The sequence below is a fragment of the Nonomuraea wenchangensis genome, assembly GCF_900111685.1.
Taxonomy (GTDB): domain Bacteria; phylum Actinomycetota; class Actinomycetes; order Streptosporangiales; family Streptosporangiaceae; genus Nonomuraea; species Nonomuraea wenchangensis.
The window spans coordinates 66,169-82,652 of sequence record NZ_FOHX01000006.1; the positions used below are offsets into that span (position 1 = coordinate 66,169).

The 16,484-nt window shown below is 71.9% G+C and carries 18 protein-coding genes and 1 pseudogene; 9 read left to right on the forward strand and 10 right to left on the reverse strand.

The window, feature by feature from the left end:
* Entirely contained in the window at positions 1-1,155 is a 1,155-nt protein-coding gene (locus tag BMW85_RS19390) for an NAD(P)/FAD-dependent oxidoreductase (protein WP_177240763.1), read from the forward strand.
* Positions 1,156-1,175: 20 nt separating this feature from the next.
* A complete protein-coding gene (gene amaB / locus BMW85_RS19395) occupies positions 1,176-2,702 on the forward strand; it encodes an L-piperidine-6-carboxylate dehydrogenase (RefSeq protein WP_218155854.1) in 1,527 nt (508 codons plus the stop codon).
* A 79-nt stretch (positions 2,703-2,781) separates the two neighbouring features.
* Here the strand turns inward: amaB and BMW85_RS19400 are convergent, their stop codons facing one another.
* Entirely contained in the window at positions 2,782-3,339 is a 558-nt protein-coding gene (locus BMW85_RS19400) for a calcium-binding protein (RefSeq protein ID WP_091083128.1), read from the reverse strand.
* A 195-nt stretch (positions 3,340-3,534) separates the two neighbouring features.
* A complete protein-coding gene (locus tag BMW85_RS19405) occupies positions 3,535-3,756 on the reverse strand; it encodes a hypothetical protein (protein ID WP_091083130.1) in 222 nt (73 codons plus the stop codon).
* A gap of 245 nt (positions 3,757-4,001) precedes the next feature.
* Here BMW85_RS19405 and BMW85_RS19410 point away from each other — a divergent pair, with 245 nt between their 5' ends.
* From BMW85_RS19410 to BMW85_RS19425, 5 genes and pseudogenes are all read left to right on the forward strand, one after another.
* Entirely contained in the window at positions 4,002-4,634 is a 633-nt protein-coding gene (locus tag BMW85_RS19410) for a TetR/AcrR family transcriptional regulator (protein ID WP_245774931.1), read from the forward strand.
* A 105-nt stretch (positions 4,635-4,739) separates the two neighbouring features.
* Complete coding sequence (locus BMW85_RS49620) at positions 4,740-4,949, forward strand: hypothetical protein (RefSeq protein ID WP_177240759.1); 210 nt, start codon at positions 4,740-4,742, stop codon at positions 4,947-4,949.
* A pseudogene (locus tag BMW85_RS51170) lies at positions 4,850-5,059 on the forward strand (NAD(P)-binding protein); the annotation flags it as partial. The gene BMW85_RS49620 and the pseudogene BMW85_RS51170, both read left to right, overlap by 100 nt.
* Before the next feature lie 92 nt (positions 5,060-5,151).
* Positions 5,152-6,099, forward strand: a complete 948-nt coding sequence (locus tag BMW85_RS19420) for an FAD-dependent oxidoreductase (RefSeq protein ID WP_245774984.1) — start codon at positions 5,152-5,154, stop codon at positions 6,097-6,099.
* A gap of 62 nt (positions 6,100-6,161) precedes the next feature.
* Entirely contained in the window at positions 6,162-7,226 is a 1,065-nt protein-coding gene (locus tag BMW85_RS19425) for a trypsin-like serine peptidase (protein WP_091083138.1), read from the forward strand.
* A gap of 4 nt (positions 7,227-7,230) precedes the next feature.
* Here the strand turns inward: BMW85_RS19425 and BMW85_RS19430 are convergent, their stop codons facing one another.
* Positions 7,231-7,854: a flavin reductase family protein gene (locus BMW85_RS19430; RefSeq protein WP_091083141.1), complete on the reverse strand. Its 624-nt coding sequence runs from the start codon at positions 7,852-7,854 to the stop codon at positions 7,231-7,233.
* 153 nt (positions 7,855-8,007) lie between these two features.
* Between BMW85_RS19430 and BMW85_RS19435 the strand changes: the two genes are divergently transcribed.
* On the forward strand, positions 8,008-8,646 hold the full coding sequence (locus BMW85_RS19435) for a DUF418 domain-containing protein (protein WP_245774932.1): 639 nt from the start codon (positions 8,008-8,010) through the stop codon (positions 8,644-8,646).
* Positions 8,647-8,693: 47 nt separating this feature from the next.
* Here BMW85_RS19435 and BMW85_RS19440 read toward each other — a convergent pair whose 3' ends face one another.
* Both BMW85_RS19440 and BMW85_RS19445 read right to left on the reverse strand, forming a co-directional pair.
* Entirely contained in the window at positions 8,694-9,464 is a 771-nt protein-coding gene (locus tag BMW85_RS19440) for a SigB/SigF/SigG family RNA polymerase sigma factor (protein WP_020546016.1), read from the reverse strand.
* Positions 9,465-9,712: 248 nt separating this feature from the next.
* Positions 9,713-10,033, reverse strand: coding sequence for a helix-turn-helix transcriptional regulator (locus BMW85_RS19445; protein ID WP_091083145.1), 321 nt, complete (start codon positions 10,031-10,033; stop codon positions 9,713-9,715).
* 187 nt (positions 10,034-10,220) lie between these two features.
* Between BMW85_RS19445 and BMW85_RS19450 the strand changes: the two genes are divergently transcribed.
* The gene (locus tag BMW85_RS19450; protein WP_091083147.1) at positions 10,221-10,481 is read left to right on the forward strand and encodes a hypothetical protein; all 261 of its coding nucleotides are present in this window, start codon (positions 10,221-10,223) and stop codon (positions 10,479-10,481) included.
* A 34-nt stretch (positions 10,482-10,515) separates the two neighbouring features.
* On the opposite strand, the gene BMW85_RS19455 is transcribed toward BMW85_RS19450, so the two are convergent.
* From BMW85_RS19455 to BMW85_RS19470, 5 genes are all read right to left on the reverse strand, one after another.
* Complete coding sequence (locus BMW85_RS19455) at positions 10,516-11,892, reverse strand: glycoside hydrolase family 6 protein (protein WP_091083150.1); 1,377 nt, start codon at positions 11,890-11,892, stop codon at positions 10,516-10,518.
* Between the two features lie 117 nt (positions 11,893-12,009).
* Complete coding sequence (locus BMW85_RS19460) at positions 12,010-12,630, reverse strand: response regulator (RefSeq protein WP_091083153.1); 621 nt, start codon at positions 12,628-12,630, stop codon at positions 12,010-12,012.
* Positions 12,627-13,847, reverse strand: coding sequence for a sensor histidine kinase (locus BMW85_RS19465; RefSeq protein WP_177240764.1), 1,221 nt, complete (start codon positions 13,845-13,847; stop codon positions 12,627-12,629). The genes BMW85_RS19460 and BMW85_RS19465 overlap by 4 nt, the downstream gene beginning before the upstream one ends.
* Before the next feature lie 29 nt (positions 13,848-13,876).
* Positions 13,877-15,700 carry a hypothetical protein gene (locus tag BMW85_RS49625; protein ID WP_177240765.1) on the reverse strand — a complete coding sequence of 608 codons (1,824 nt, stop codon included), beginning with the start codon at positions 15,698-15,700 and terminating at the stop codon, positions 13,877-13,879.
* The gene (locus tag BMW85_RS19470) at positions 15,685-16,452 is read right to left on the reverse strand and encodes an ABC transporter ATP-binding protein (RefSeq protein ID WP_091083158.1); all 768 of its coding nucleotides are present in this window, start codon (positions 16,450-16,452) and stop codon (positions 15,685-15,687) included. The genes BMW85_RS49625 and BMW85_RS19470 overlap by 16 nt, the downstream gene beginning before the upstream one ends.
* Between the last annotated feature and the right edge of the window lie 32 nt (positions 16,453-16,484).

The window sequence follows — 16,484 nt, forward strand, 5'->3', positions numbered from 1 at the left end:
ATGGGACGAGACCTGCCCCGGCGGGCCGCGGTGGTCGTCATCGGCGGCGGCGTCATGGGGGTCGCCATCGCGTACGAGCTGGCCGCGGCCGGGGTGCGCGACGTGGTGCTGCTCGACAAGGGGCCGCTCGGCTCCGGCTCCACCTGCAAGGCGGCCGGCGGCGTACGGGCGCAGTTCTCCGACCGGGTCAACATCGAGCTGGCCGTACGCAGCCTGGAGACGTTCGAGCACTTCGCCGAGCGCTTCGGGCAGGAGATCGACCTGCACCGGCCCGGCTACCTGTTCCTGCTGGACGCGCCGGAGGCGGTCGCGGAGTTCGAGCGCAACGTCGCCGTGCAGAACGACCTCGGCGTGCCCAGCCGGATGATCTCGGTGCGCGAGGCCGCCGCGCTGTCGCCGCTCATCTCCACCGACGGGCTGCTCGCCGCCGCCTTCTCCCCCTCCGACGGCCACTGCACCCCCGAGTCCGTGGTGCTCGGCTACGCGGGCGCGGCCCGGCGGCTCGGCGCCCGGCTGCTGCCCGGCTGCGCGGCGACCGGCATCGAGCTCGCGGACAGGTCCGTCGCCGCGGTGCTGACCGAGGGCGGCCGGATCGAGACCGACACCGTGATCTGCGCGGCCGGGGCCTGGTCGCGCGAGGTGGGGGCCTGGGCGGGCGTGGACCTGCCGGTGACGCCGCTGCGCCGGCAGATCCTGGTGACCGAGCCGGTGCCCGACCTGCCGCCGACCGCGTTCACCATCGACTTCGGCACCACCTTCTACTTCCACCGGGAGGGGCCGGGGCTGCTGCTCGGCATGTCCGACCCGGACGAGACGCCCGGCTTCAAGCTCGACCGCTCCGACGCCTGGCTGCCGCGGCTCGGCGAGGCCATGGCCCGCCGCGCGCCCGCGCTCATGGAGACCGGCGTCGCCACCGGCTGGGCCGGCCTGTACGAGGTGACGCCCGACCACAACGCGCTCATCGGCGCCGCCTCCGGCGTCGAGCGGTTCCTCTACGCCACCGGCTTCTCCGGCCACGGCTTCCTCATGGGCCCGGCGGTCGGCGAGGTCATGCGCGACCTCTACCTGGGACGGGAGCCGTTCACGGACGTGTCCGGCTTCGACGCGCGCCGCTTCGAGCGGTCCGCGGCCCGTCCCGAGCTCAACATCGTCTGATCGTGGACAAGGAGCCTTTCATGATGCTGCCGAGCGCTGCCGAGCTGGCCGCGACGGCGCGGGAGACCGCGAAACGCTGCGGGGTGGACGTGGACGCGCTGGGCGACGGCGTCACCACGACCTCGCCGATCAACGGAGGGGCGCTGGCCCGCGTCGGCTGGGCCGGACCCGAGGCGGTGGACGAGGCCGTCGCGCGGGCGCGGGCCGCGTTCCTGGCCTGGCGGGTGGTGCCCGCGCCGGTGCGCGGCGCGCTGGTGAAGCGGTTCGGCGAGCTGCTGACGGCGCACAAGGCCGACCTGGCGACGCTGGTCAGCCTGGAGGTCGGCAAGATCACCTCCGAGGCGCTGGGCGAGATCCAGGAGATGATCGACATCTGCGACTTCGCCGTGGGCCTGTCCCGCCAGCTCTACGGCCGCACGATCAGCTCGGAGCGGCCCGGCCACCGGCTCATGGAGACCTGGCATCCGCTGGGCGTGGTCGGCGTCATCAGCGCCTTCAACTTCCCCGCCGCCGTGTGGTCGTGGAACACCGCGATCGCCCTGGTCTGCGGCGACCCCGTCATCTGGAAGCCGTCCGAGCTGGCGCCGCTGACCGCGCTCGCCTGCGCGGCGCTGCTCGACCGGGCCGCCGCCGAGCAGGGCGCGCCCGCGCACCTCGGCCAGGTCCTGCTCGGCGGGCCCGACCTCGGCGAGGCGCTGGTCGACCATCCGGGGATCGCGCTGGTCAGCGCCACCGGCTCGACCCGGATGGGCCGCGAGGTGGGGCCGCGCGTGGCCGCCAGGTTCGGCCGCTCGCTGCTGGAGCTCGGCGGCAACAACGCCGCCGTGGTGTGCCCGTCGGCCGACCTGGATCTCGCCGTACGGGGCATCGTGTTCTCGGCGGCGGGCACGGCGGGCCAGCGGTGCACCACGATGCGGCGGGTCATCGCGCACAGCTCCGTCGTGGACGCCCTGACCGAGCGGCTGGCCGGCGCCTACGCGCGGCTGCCGATCGGCAACCCGCTCGCCGCCGGCACGCTCGTGGGGCCGCTCATCTCGGGGCGGGCGTACGACGCCATGCGGGAGGCGCTGCGGGAGGCGGGCGAGCAGGGCGGCACGCTGGTGGCCGGGGGCGGCCGGCGCCTCGCCGACCAGGCGCCCGGCGCCTACTACGCCGAGCCGGCGCTGGTCCGGGTCGGCGGGCAGGTCCCGGTCGTGACGCGCGAGACGTTCGCCCCCATCCTGTACGTGCTGCCGTACGAGGAGCTGGAGGAGGCCGTCGCACTCAACAACGCGGTGCCGCAGGGGCTGTCGTCCAGCATCTTCACCCGCGACCAGGGCGAGGCCGAGCTGTTCCTGTCGGCCGAGGGCTCCGACTGCGGGATCGTCAACGTCAACATCGGCACCTCGGGCGCGGAGATCGGCGGGGCGTTCGGCGGCGAGAAGGAGACCGGGGGCGGCCGGGAGTCGGGGTCGGACGCGTGGCGCGGCTACATGCGCCGCGCCACGAACACCATCAACTACTCCGGTGAGCTGCCCCTGGCCCAGGGCGTCGAGTTCACCGTCTGACCCGGCCGCCTGACCCGGCGCCTGACCCGGCGCCTGACCCGACCGCCTGACCCGGCCGCCTGACCTGGCCGTCCGCCGGTCAGGACTCGCAGGTGTCCTCGATCTCGGCGGTGCAGGCGTCGGCGCCGGACCCGCCGGAGGCGCGGTCGGTGGTGCCGGCGCCGCCCAGCAGCGTGTCGTCGCCGCCGTTGCCGCTCATGCGGTCGTTCCCGCCGCCGCCGCTGACCTGGTCGCGCGCCGAGCCGCCCTGGAAGAAGTCCGCGCCGTCGCCGAGGAAGACCAGCGACGGCAGGACGGTGTTGTTGGTGAAGACGTCGCTGCCCGGGCCGAGTACGGCGCTCATGTCGGCGACGCCCGCCGACGGGCACCGCACGGTGTGGGCGTCGACCTGCGTGCACGACCCTCCGGCGGAGAGCGTGGTGAGCGTGTCGACCACGACGAGGTTCGTGCCGGACACGCTCACGGTGACGGCGTTGTTGGTGGTCGTCGAGCTGATGACCAGACGTCCGCCCGAGTTGTCGACGGTGCCGGCGGCGTGCGCGGGCCCGGCGACGGCGAACAGCGGCCCGGCCGCCGCCGCGCCGACGACAAGCGCGCGCAGCCCCATGGCGCGGACGGCTCCGATGCGGTTTCGCATGATGGTTCCCCCTGTGACAGGACGTCCCCTTTGGCGGGGAGGGCGGTCTTCCGCCCTCGCCGATTAGAGCGCGCCGCGTCCTGTCGGTTCTGTGGCGCAATACCCGGTACGGGGGTGCGTTGCGGCATTGCGCCCACCGGTCAGGGCCCACCGGTCAGGGCCCGGGGGTCAGGGTCCGGGGTCAGGGTCCGGGGGTCAGGGGAGGATCAGCCGCCGGGCCTCGCGGCGGTTGCCGGCCAGCTCCCGCAGCGCCTCCGTGGCGCTGCGCAGGATGGCCGGCCGCTCCCCCGCCCCGTGCGCGAGGGCGCCGACCGTGGCACGGAGCAGGCCGGGCAGGGCGAGGATCTCCCGCGGGGCACGCGGCCGGGAGTAGACGTCGAGGACGCGCCGCACCCCGCCGGGGCCGCCGGTGAGCACCCGCAGTGGAGACGGTGGTGGACGGGAACCGCGCCGGGTCCACGGCGATCACCCGCAGCCGCTGGCGGGCCAGGGTCGCGGCGGCCACCGCGCCCGCGCAGCGTGCTCCGGCGATGACGACGTCGGCCTGCTCGGCCATCGGACCCTCCCGGCGGACAGCCATTAACCGACTGGAGTGTCGGTTACGAGGAACGTAAGCGCTCCCGGGACGGAGTCAACGCCTCACGGACGGTAGGGTGCGGGACATGGCGACCAGCGAGCCGAAGAAGCGCATGCCGGGCACGGCCCGCCGGGCCAGGATCATCGAGGCGGCACTGGACGTCTTCGCCGCGCGCGGCTACCACGCGACCGCCATGGAGGAGATCGCGTCGGCCGCCGGGGTGACCCGGTCGGTGCTCTACGACCACTTCCCGTCCAAGCGGGTGCTGCTGATCACGGTCCTGCAGGAGCAGAACGCCGGGCTCGTGGCCCACGTCGGCGCCCGCATCACGGGCAGCGGCTCGCCGGGCAGGCGGCTGCGCGCCACGCTGGACGCCTACTTCAGCTTCGCCCAGGACCGCCCGGCCGCCCGCCGGCTGCTGTTCGACCACACCGACGAGGACGACCCCGAGATCAAGGCGGTGCGCTGGGGCATCAGGGAGGCCCGCACCCGCTCGGTGGCCGTCATGCTGAGCCGCGACCTGCGCAGTCTCGGCCTCGACCCGGACAGCGAGGTCGCCCAGGCGGTGGTCGAGCTGCTGATCTCCGGCACCGACGGCCTGGCCCAGTGGTGGGAGCGGCATCCGTCGGTGCCGCGCGACCGGCTCGTCGAGGCGGCCATGCTCGTGCTGTGGAACGGTCTGTCCACACTGCCCGAGCCCGAGCCCGAGGCCCGCTGACCCCTCTCGCCCCGCTCCGCCCCGGCGCACACCGCACCCTTGACAGGTGTGATCCGGGCGTTCATCGTCACGCCTAGCTGAACCAACAGCAGTGTCGGTCAGCGGGTGCGAAAGGGAACGGCCACGGAGCAACAGCAGAGCCGGGACGGCATCGGGCGGCGGCGGTTGGTGACGGGGACGATGGCCACCGCGGTCGGCGCGGCGACCGGCCCGCTATGGGGCATGCCGGGCGCGAGGGCCGCCGCCCCGGCCCTGGTGAGCGCCGCGGCGGGCAAGAACGTAGCGATCTTCGGCGCCGACATGGGCGCGGCCTGAGCGCCGCCCACGAGCTGGCCGAGCGCGGCTTCCAGGTCACCGTGTACGAACGCAAGGCCCTCGGCGGCAAATCGAGGAGCATCCCCGTCCCCGGCACCGCCGCGGGCGGCCGGAAGGACCTGGCCGGCGAGCACGGCTTCCGGTTCTTCCCCGGCTTCTACCACCCAGCGGCCCGCGGCGGCGGCTCGGCCAGTGGGAGAACATGGGCTTCTCCGGCTTCATCAAGGCGAGCCAGATGTCGCAGCAGTACCAGGACCTGCTGGTGCGCATGTTCACCGCCTCGCTGGTCGCCGCACAGCCGGACCTCGCCAACACCCGCACCATGGGCCTGATGTTCGAGGCCCTCATCTACAGCGGGCTCGGCCTCGGCCCGTACGGGCCGCCGGACATGGTGCTGAACGGCCCCTCCAGCGACGTGTGGCTCACCCCCTGGATCGACCACCTCACGGCCATGGGCGTGCAGTTCAAGCTCGGCTGGACCGCGACCGGCTTCACCTACTCCGGCGGACGCGTCACCGACGCCCAGGTGACCGGCCCCACCGGTGCCGCCTCCACCGTCACGGCCGACCACTACGTGGCCGCCATGCCGGTCGAACGGATCCGGCCGCTGCTGTCGTCCGCCATGAAGACGGCGGACCCGGCGCTGGCCCGGCTCGACCGCCTGCAGACCGACTGGATGAACGGGGTGATGATCTACCTCAAGCAGCCCAGGCCGATCGCCGAGGGCCACCTCATCGACGCGGCCACGCCCTGGGCGCTCACCTCGATCAGTCAGGCGCAGTTCTGGACCACGAACTTCGCGGCGACCTACGGCGACGGCACGGCCGCCGACTGCCTGTCGCTCGACCTGTCGGACTGGAACACCCCCGGCATCCTGTTCGGCAAGACCGCCAAGCAGTGCACCCGGCCACAGATCGTCCAGGAGGTGCTGGCCCAGGTGCGCTCGGCCCTGCCCAACGGCGCGGCGCTGCTGCCCGACTCGATCGTGCACTCGTGGTTCGTGGACCCGGCGATCACCGGCGAGGGCACCCCGGCCGTGGCCAACGACGAGCCGCTGCTCATCAACAGCACCTCGTCCTGGTCCAACCGCCCGAACGCCACGACCGCGATCCCGAAGGCCGGGATCCATATCCATCTCGGCATGTCTTGAGGCACTTGCTCTTTCTCGTACGTACCTCCAAACGGCAGCTATTCGGTTTCAGGAGGTACGTCATGCACCGCAGAGTCGCCCTGCTCTCCGCCGCCGCGGTCGCCGTGGCCGGCGCCCTCGTCCCGGCGGCCTCGGCCCAGGCGTCCAGCACCACCACCGGCACCACCAACGGCACCACCAGCGGATTCGACCGTAACCCCGTCGGCTGGGCGGGCGCGGACTCGTCCTCGGAACGCAGGACCGTCCTGTCGTACTGGACGCCCCAGCGCATGCTGGCGGCGCAGCCGCTGGACACGCCCCGGATCCGCCGCTCCGGCGGGTCCGGGCCCACCGAGGGGACCCCGTGGGCGACCCGCGGCGCGTCGTCCACCCCGACGCAGGGCCGCTCGTACGCGGTTCGCCCGGTGTCGGCCCAGCGGACGGCCGAGGTGCTGCAGAACAGCCCTGGCCTACGCTGGACCGACGGCGGCGCGGTGACCCGCACCGTCGGGCGGGTCTTCTTCACCACGGCCGACGGCCGCAACTCCGCCTGCTCCGGCACCGCGGTCACCAGCGCCAACGAGAGCGTCGTGATGACCGCGGGGCACTGCGTGAAGCTCAACGGGGCCGCGCACCGCAACTGGGTGTTCGTGCCCGGCTTCGACAGCGGCCGCCGCCCGTTCGGGACCTGGGTGGCGACCACGCTGCTGACCACCCAGCAGTGGAACGCCAACGAGAACATCAACTTCGACGTCGCCGCCGCCGTGGTCGCGCCGCTCCAAGGACGTTCGCTCACGGACGTCGTGGGCGGGCAGGGCGTGGCGTTCAACCAGCCGAGGAGACGGCAGATGTTCTCCTTCGGCTATCCGGCGGCGGCTCCGTTCGACGGCTCGCGGCTCATCTACTGCAGCGGGCGGGCCATCGACGACACCGTGCAGACCAGGGACCTGGGGCTGCGCTGCGACATGACCGGCGGGTCCAGCGGCGGCCCGTGGTTCGCCGGTTTCAACGCCTCCACCGGGCAGGGCTGGCTCAACTCGGTCAACAGCTTCAAGTACGACTTCGCGCCGAACTTCATGTTCGGCCCGTTCTTCGGCAACGAGGCGATGGCCGTCTACCGGGCGGCCCAGAACGTCGGCGCCCAGTGACCGCTCACCCGGCGACCGCCTCCCGCGGCGTCTGGCTGCGGTAGGAGTGGCCCAGCTCCGCGCCGAGCCCGAAGTAGTGGCGGAAGTTGTAGATGAGCGGGCTCCACGCGGCCGGGTCCACATGGTCGGTGCCGGGGACGACGAGGCGCGGATCGGCGTGCACCTTGCCGACCGCGGCCTCGACGATGACGAACTCGCCCGAGACGGCCTCCCCCACCCGCTCGGCCCTGGCCTCCAGCTGGATGGGGCACTCGGCCACGCGCGGCGGCCGTACCGTGTGCGACGGTTCGGCCCGCAGCCCCGCCGCGCCGAACTTGTCGGGCTCGAAGCGGCAGCCGGCGGGCTTGCTCGCCGGCACCGGGTCACGGCCGGTGAGCGGGGCGAGGCGCTCCACCGCCTCCCACTGGTGCGGGGCGGGCAGGTTGATCACCAGGCCGGCGCGCTCGGCGAGATTGCGCGCGCTCTGGCCCTCCGCGCCGAGCCCGAGCACCACCACCTGGCCGAGCGCCCACGCCGAGGAGATCGGCGCGAGGTTGGCCGAGCCGTCCGCGTTCTCGGTCGTCAGGAGCACGACCGGGGTGCCGAAGTACAGGATGCTGGGGTTGATGGCGATATGGGGTGCGGTCATGGGCGCAGCCTAGAAAGGCGACGTTCAAGCCCCGACCGAAACGTCCCCGCCACCCGTCACGAGCGGCAGACGCCCGATCAGCCGAAAGGCATCCTGCTCGCCAACATCCAGCCGATCGTCGGCGGCATCGACGTCGTCACCGGAAGGGCATGGATGGACCTGCCCTTCTTCCCGATCTTCTCCAGCCGCGGGGAGGCGCCGCGGGCCGCGGCGGACTCCATGAGCAGGGCGAAGCCGATGCCGAAGAGCAGGCTCCTGCTGCGCCGGCTCGTCACGTTGCTCGCGATCGGCCTGGCGCACTACGTGCTCCTGTGGCAGGGCGAGATCCTGACCGTGTACGCCGTCCTCGGCCTGCTGGTCCTGCTGCCCTCGACCTGGCTGCCGCGCTGGGCCGTGGCCGGGCTCTCCGCCGCGCTCCTGGCGACGTCACTGGTCGTCGGCGGCTTCTACGCGATGGTCCCCGCGCTGTTCCTGCTGGGCTCGGCGCTGGTCCGGTACGGCGTGATCGACAGGATCGACCGGTCCGCCCGCGAGCCCGCCCTCCTGGCGGAGGCGCCGCTCGGTCGCATGGCGCTGACCAACTATCTGACCGCCACACTTCTGGTCCTCGCGGCCGGTCACCTGATCGGCGGCCGGCCGGGCGAATGGTCCTCGACGACGGTGGTGCTGATCGCCGCTTTCGTCCTCACCGCTCAGTGGCTGTTCTCCGCCTGCTGGGTGGGCCGTCACCGCTACGGCCCCGTCGAGTGGCTCTGGCGCTGGGCCACCTGGGCCCGCCGCCCACCCCTCTGAGCCCTCCGCGGCCCCGGCCCCGCCTGAGGGGGCCGGAGACCGGCGGGTCAGTCCTGCAGGGCCTTGCGCAGCTTGGCCAGCACGGCGCGCAGGATGCGGGAGACGTGCATCTGGGAGATCCCGAACTCGGCCGCGATCTCGGACTGGGTCATGTTGCCGTAGAAGCGCATCAGCAGGATGTTGCGCTCCCGCTCCGGCAGGGCGTCGATGAGCGGCTTGACCGCGTGCGCGCCCAGCATGTTGTCCAGCGCGTCGTCCTGGGCGGGGATGAAGTCGCCCAGGTCGGCCGCGTCCTCCTCGCCGCCGACCGGCGCGTCCAGCGACAGCGTGTTGTACGCCGACGACGCGTCGAGCGTGAGCAGCACGTCCTCCTCGGAGATGCCCATCTTCGCGGCCAGCTCGGCGACGGTCGGCGAGTGGCCGAGGGTCTGGGTCAGCTCGGCGGTGGCCTTGTTCAGCTCAAGCCGGCGCTCCTGGTAGACACGCGGGACCCGGATGGCCCACGTGCGGTCACGGAAGTGGCGCTTGACCTCGCCGACCATGGTGATCATCGCGTAGCCGCGGAACTCGTGCCCGAGCTCGGGGTCGAATCCGTTGATGGCCTTCATCAGGCCGACGTACGCGGCCTGGCGCAGGTCCTCCATGGGCTCACCGCGGTGGTAGTAGCGGCGGGTCACCTCGTTGACCAGGCCGCTGTACATGTCGACCAGACGCTCGCGGATCCGCACCTGGTGCAGGTCGGAGGTCTCGGGCCGGTTCATCTCGACCAGGAGCTGCTCGGCCGTCATCTCTTCGAGTGCGATGTCCAGGACTGCCATCTGATACTCCGAGAGTAGATCTGAGGCGCCCCTGCGGACGGCAAAAAAGCCCAGGCAGAGGCACACCACGTTTTCGCGTGAGCTGAAGCCCTCTGCTGGACTTCGTGAAAGGAGATTCCCAATCAGTTCTTTTTTATCACGGTTCCAGGTAACGAAACCATCACAACCGATCTCGTCTTTCTTGGTACCGGCCCCACTCTACCCCCGGCACGCCAAGGACGGGCAAGTCCGGGGCCCGAAAGATCCCGCTAAGGGGTGTTCTGGCGCGGCAGGTCGTGCTGGGTGAACATGTCGATGAGCAGGCGGACCGGCAGGTTGGCCTCGGTCGGATAGCGGAACGCCTGATCGAGGTTGAGGCTGTAGTGGTTGCGCCGGCCCACGCGCTCGCGCGACAGGTAGCCGGCGTCGTGCAGGTCTGACACGATGCCCTGCACCGCCCGCTCGGTGATGCCGATGGTGGCGGCGATGTCACGCAGCCGTGCCTCCGGGTCCCGCGCGATCTCCAGCAGGACCCGGGCGTGATGGGTGAGGAAGGTCCAGGTGGAGGGACGTTCCTGCGAGGCGCTCACCTGATCTCATGCTCCCGGCTCGGGCGGTGCCCCAGCCCTGTGCGACGAGGCTTGAGGCGCTTCTCCAGAAGATCCTATAACGAACAATCGTTCCGGTATCAGCTCGACACCGGGCCTGCCGGGACCGGAGAGGTTTCCGTGGCCGCAGCGCGGTAACACCTTCTTCCGGAACCGAAAGGAGTGCCGCATGGAGCGACCGGCTACCGACACGGGCACCAGGCACGTTTCCTGCACCCCTGCTCCGGCCGACCAGCTCTTCGAGATCACCGTGCTCGACCTCACCGACGGCGACGACCAGGGCGACTGGCACACGATCGGCTGGGGCGTGGACCGCCGGCATGCCGACAGCATCGCCGAGTCGTTCGTCTCCCGTTCCCCCAGCCCGTACGCGGCCGCGCGCATCCGCCACAACGGCCATCTGGTGGGCGAGCACCGCCGCCCCGGCTAGGTGCGGGGGTCCGGGGCGGACCCCCGCGAGATGATCAGGTGCCGTCGACCAGGCGGATGGCGATGGCCGGGCTGAACTGACCGGCCGGCGTCTCCGGCGCGATGCCGCAGTTGCCGTCGGAGTCGCCGGGGACCTTCACCCACAGCAGCATCTCCGTGCCGCCCTCGCCACCGACCTGGGCGGGCGTGCCGAGCTGGCGGCCGGCGGGGTTGCACCACTCGCCGTTGGTGCCCTTGCCGTTGCGGCTGGTGTCGATCACCCACTTCGCCCCGCCGCCGAGCGCGCCGTTGACCGAGGACGCGTAGGTGGCCGACTGGGCGGTCGGGTAGTAGTTGGAGACGTTCACGGCGAAGCCGCGGATGTTGCCCACGCCGGCGTTGCTCAGCCGCGTGGCCATCGTCCCGGCCGCGACCCAGCCGGCGTTGCCCGCGTCCAGGTAGGCCCAGGTGTTGGGCGCCTTGTCGCGGAACTGCTGGGTCGCGTACGTCAGCATGCGGTTGCGCGCCTGCACGGCGGCGTCGTCCATGCAGGCGAAGTCGCCAAGGGAGTCGGGCTCGATGATCACGACCGCGGGCCGGCCGCCGATGCCGGACGCGAACGCGGAGATCCAGGTCTTGTACTCGGCCTCGCTGCCGGCCCCTCCCCCGGAGTGCCCGCCGCACGCGTCACGGCCGGGAATGTTGTACGCGACCAGGACGGGGAGCTTGTCGGCCGCGTCCGCCGCGGCCACGTACGAGGACACGGCGGCCCCGACGTCGCCGCTCCAGCCGCCGATCCAGCGGGCCATCGGCTTGGACGCGATCGCCGACTGGATGCGCGCGGCCCGGGAGTCGCCGGAGTTGTTCCGCACCCAGGTCGCCGGGTTGGAGCCGGGGTCGACGTAGAAGCCGTTGGTCATGGCGATCGGCCCCGACGGGGTCTGCTCGGTCAGCGAGACGTTGTCCAGGTAGAAGCTGAAGGCGGCGTTCTTGCCGAGCTGGAACGACACCTGCCCGGCCGTGGTGCCGATGCCGGAGGTGAAGGGGAAGCTGAAGCGCTTGCTCGTCGTGGAGAGCGAGAGCGACTGCGTCAGCGTGTTGGTGTAAGGGGCGTTCGCGAGCTGCACGGTCGTGACCGCGGTGACCGACGCCGAGGCCGAGGCGTCGAACGAGAGGGTGTACGACTTGCCCTGGGCCAGGGGGATGTCGTTCTGGGCCACCATGGCGTCCCACGGGTTGGCGGTGCCGCCGGTCACGTTGACCCGGAGCCGGCCCGCGTCCACGGCCATCGAGGTGTTCGCCGAGTTCCACCAGGGTGCGGTGCCGGCCGCGAACGTGCCGTTGACCACCAGCTGGGGTGCGGCGGCGGCGGGGGCTGCCGATACGGCGGTCACGGTCGTGGCCACCGCGATCAGGCGGGTTAACAGTCGCACGAAGTAGTCCCTTCTGGGCGTCCTGAATGTCGCGAGCCCAGGATCACAGAGATCAGCAAATTCCGTGACAGATCGGGAAAAGTCACCATGCGCTGGCCCGGCGGCGCCCTTGTCCGGCTAGCTGAGCAACCCGCGCCGGTACCCCTCGCCCACGGCCGCGGCGCGGTCGCGGACGCCGAGTTTGTCGTAGATGTGCAGCAGGTGGGTCTTGATGCTGGCCTCGCTGATGAAGAGCTTGGCGGCCGCCTGGCGGTTGGAGGCTCCGCCGGCGACGAGGGCGAGAACCTGGAGTTCGCGGTCGGTGAGGGCGGCCTTGACCGGTTTGCGCACCTGGCCCATGAGGCGACCGGCGATGGAGGGCGACAGGACCGGCTCGCCGGCCGCCGCGGCGCGCACGGCGCGCAGGAGCTCGTCCGTGGGGGCGTCCTTGAGGAGATAGCCGGAGGCGCCTGCCTCGATGGCGGGCAGGACGTCGGAGTCGCCGTCGAAGGTGGTCAGGACGAGGACCTTGATGTGGGGATGGGAGTTCCGCAGGGCGGTGATGGCGGTGACGCCGTCCATCTCGGGCATGCGCAGGTCCATGAGGACGACGTCGACCTGGAGCGCGACGGCCCGGTCGATGGCCTCGCGGCCGTTGGCGGCCTCGCCGGCGACGTGGATGTCGGGCTCGGCGTCGAAGGTGGCGTGCAGGCCGTGGCGGACGATGGGGTGGTCGTCGACGATGAGGAGGCGGATCACCGGGGGTTTCCTTGGAGCGCGGGGACGGTGGCGCTGACGGCGGTGCCCTCGCCGGGCGTGCTCTCGACCTCAAGGGTGCCGCCGACGCCGCGCAGGCGTTGTCTCATGCTGCTGAGACCGAACCCGCCCCCGGGATTGTCACTGCCTGGGTTGTCGATGCCGGTGCCGTCGTCGCGGATGTCGAGCAGCACGACGGCGCCGGTGTAGGAGAGGGTGAGGCCGGCGCGGGTGGCGCCCGCGTGTTTGGCGACGTTGGCGAGGGCTTCCTGGGCGACGCGGAACAGGGTGACCTCGATGGCGGGGCTGAGCGGGACGCGGTCGCCGGTCACCTCGACGTGCAAGTCCACGCCGGTGGTCTCGGTCCAGTTGCGGGCGAGGGTGGTCATGGCTTCGGGCAGGTGGGCGTCCTCCAGCTGGTGGGGCTGGAGGGCGGCGACCGAGCGGCGGGCCTCGGTGAGGCTGTCCTGGGCGAGGTCGAGCGCGAGTTCGAGGTGGGTGCCTGAGTCCTCGACGCGCTGGGCGGCGCGCAGCTGGGTGATGATGCCGGTGAGGCCCTGGGCGAGGGTGTCGTGGATCTCGCGGGCCATGCGCTGGCGTTCGTCGAGGATGCCGGCCTGGTGGGCCTGGGTGAGGAGCTGGGCGTGCAGGTCGGCGTTCTCCTTCATGGCGGTCTGCAGGTCGCTGACCGCCTTGCGGTATTTGCGCTGCCGGTCCTCGATCCTGATGCCGGCGATGTGGCCGCCGCCGATGGCGACGGTCTGCACGACGACGATCGCCAGGTGGAAGAGGATGAGCTGGGGGGTGGCCTGGGTCCAGTCGAGCGTGGTTCCGTACAGGACGACGGAGGTGGCGGCGACGGCGGCGAAGGTCCACTTGGAGGGGGCGAAGTTGGCGGCGAGGAAGAAGCCGGAGATGCAGTAGATGACGAAGGCGGGGTCATGGAGGCCCAGCAGCCCGGCGGTGGCCAGGACGCCCGCGAAGTGCACGGTGACGGTGAGCCTCCGCCTGCGCACGGCGGCGGGGAGCAGGGGGCGGGTGCCGAGCAGCCAGGCGAGGGCCAGCGCGGTGAGCGCGAACGTACGGGGGATCTCGCCCTCCGGCCGGTCCGGTGAGGCCAGGCTGAGGGCGAGGGAGGCGGCGAGGGTGATGTAGGGGACGATCTCGGCGGCGCGCTCGAAACGGCGTTCCCAGGTGGAGGGAGGGAAGGGGTCGTTCATGCGGGAGGTGCCCCTTCTCTCGAATGATCTCACCTGGTGGTGGCGGCCGACGAGGACGAGCTTAGGCGCATCGGGATCAGGACGGCGTAGCCGTACATGAGCAGCCCTAGGGCGATCATGAAGATGATGGTGGGCCATTGCCAGATCGGCGGGAGATGGAGGGCGAGGAACCATGAGCGGTCCTGGATGCCGATGATCTTCATGACCATGGGCACGAGCCCCTGGGGGAACAGGGGAAGCCAGGCGATGGTGTAGCAGACCGTGACGCCGATGCGGTGCTGGATGGGGAGGTCCGCGGTGGTCGGTTTGTCGGCCTTGGGCGCCGGGCCGTGCTTCATGAGGTTGAGCAGCTCGATCCCGTGGCTCTCCAGCCTGCGGTAGGCGATCCTGCCGAATCCCCAGGCGCAGAGCACGCCGGTCAGCACACCGGTGGCGATGCCGGCCCAGGGGTCGAGGAGGATGGCGCCGGCCGTGGGCAGGGCGGTCGCGGGGACCGCGACGAGCACGAGCCAGGCGAGACTGGTCTCGGCGGTCTCGTCGGCGCCGGTGCTGAGCGGGTTGCCGCCGCGCTTGTGGGGGTCGGTGCCGGGGACGAGCGAGGTGACGGCGAGCAGGACGATGACGCCGGCGCCGCCGCCGAGAAGGGCGGGGAGCAGGCCGAGCACCCACGGCCAGGCCCAGGTCTCGCCGCTGACGAAGGTGCCGGCCAGGGAGAGCGCGACGGCGGCCGGGCCGACGATGAGGAACCACGCCAGTTGCCGGCCGCGTACGTCGGCCCGCTCCGCCCCCGGGGTCATGAGGGTGAGCCACAGGGCGGTCCCGTCGGCGCCGTAGAGGTTGGCCGAGGACGCCGCGGCCATCACGATCGCGATGAGCCCCGCGAAGGGGAACATCACCCAGACGTCGATCGTGACGAGCAGGAGCGGGGTGACGACGGCGTAGGCGAAGGCGGTGGCGAGGAGCTGGATGCGGACGAGGTCACGCCACCAGGCGCGCAGTTCCTTGGCGGCGGCCACGCGGGCGCCACTGGTGGCGGGGAACGGGCGGGGCGTGCCGCGCCGGGGCGGCACACCGCCGCGCGCGGCCGAGACGACGCGCCGCGACAGCAGGGCGGACCAGGCGGCGAGGAGGAGGGCGATCACGCCGGCGTTGCCGGCGAGGATGGCGAGCGCGAGCGGCCAGGACGCCTCGACGGCGGCCACGCCCCACCCGGAGGGCAGGGCACGGACGAGGACCTCGGACCAGACGGCGGTGTCGGAGCCGCCCAGGGCCACGAGGAGTGCCCAGCCGTTGCTGCACAGGCCGATGGCGGTGCCGGTCAGGATGCCGACGGCCGCCGCGGTGGCGCGGGACCTGACGAACAGGCCGATGAGCGCCACGATGACGCGGGAGACCATCACCATGGTGACGAGCGTGGCGACCGCCGCGACCAGGCCGATGAGCACTCCGGCCGGGCCGAAGCGCCAGCCGTACACGGGCAGGGACAGCAGGGCGACGAGATTGACCACGGGTGCGGGGCCCGCGAAGGCTCCGGCGAGCAGTGCCATCGCGATCCGGCCCGGCGTGGCCGGGAGCATGGAGAAGTACTCGGGGCGCAGGGCCTCGTTGCCGCCCCCGATGAAGATGGGGCCGAAGATCCAGCCGGAGAGCCACACGGCCAGGGTGATGGGGAGGTAGGCGGGCCACAGGACGGCGACCGCGATCGTCCCGAAGGCCAGGATCAGCCCGAGCGAGACGCCGGTGTAGAGGTTGGAGGCGTTGTCGCCGCGCAGCGAGTTGCGCATGAGGGCCAGCCGCATGCGGACCATGTGCTGTGCCAGGGCGGCCGGGCCCGGGGTCACGAGGTGAGCCATGCCAGCCCCTCCGTTCCACCGGCGCGGGCGCCGACGAGGTCGATGAAGGCGTCCTCCAGGGTTCCGGAGCCACGTACGTCGGCCAGCGGCCCCGCCGCTACGACCCGGCCGTCGGAGATGACGCCCACGTGGTCGCAGAGCTGCTCGACGAGGGCCATGACGTGGCTGGAAATGATCACCGAGCCGCCGTTGGCCGCGAACCTGCGCAGGATCGTCCTGATCGTGGCCGCGGAGACGGGGTCGACGGCCTCGAAGGGTTCGTCCAGGACGAGCAGGCGGGGCGCGTGCAGGAGGGCGACGGCCAGGCCGATCTTCTTGCGCATGCCCGTGGAGTACTCGATGACCAGGGTCCGCTCCGCCGAGTCGAGCTCCAGGATCTGGAGGAGCTCCTCGGTGCGCTCGGCGACGACGTCGGGTTGGAGGCCGCGCAGCAGGCCGAGGTAGGTGAGGACCTCGCGGCCGGTCAGCCGTTCCGGCATGGCGTTGCCGTCGGGGAGCACCCCGATCAGCCCCTTGGCCCGTACGGTGTCGCGCCAGACGTCCACGCCGAAGATCTCGGCGCTGCCGGCGTCGGGGCGGAGCAGGCCGACGGCCATGGCCAGGGTGGTGGTCTTGCCGGCGCCGTTGGGGCCGACCAGTCCGTAGAAGGACCCGGCGGGGACGGTGAGGTCGATGTCGTCCACGGCCACGTGTTCGCCGAAGGCTTTGCGGAGTCCGGTGGTGCGGAGGGCGGGCTCCTGGTGTGTTGGCATGCCTAGAGAATCGCGCGGGCGCCGGGGGTGAC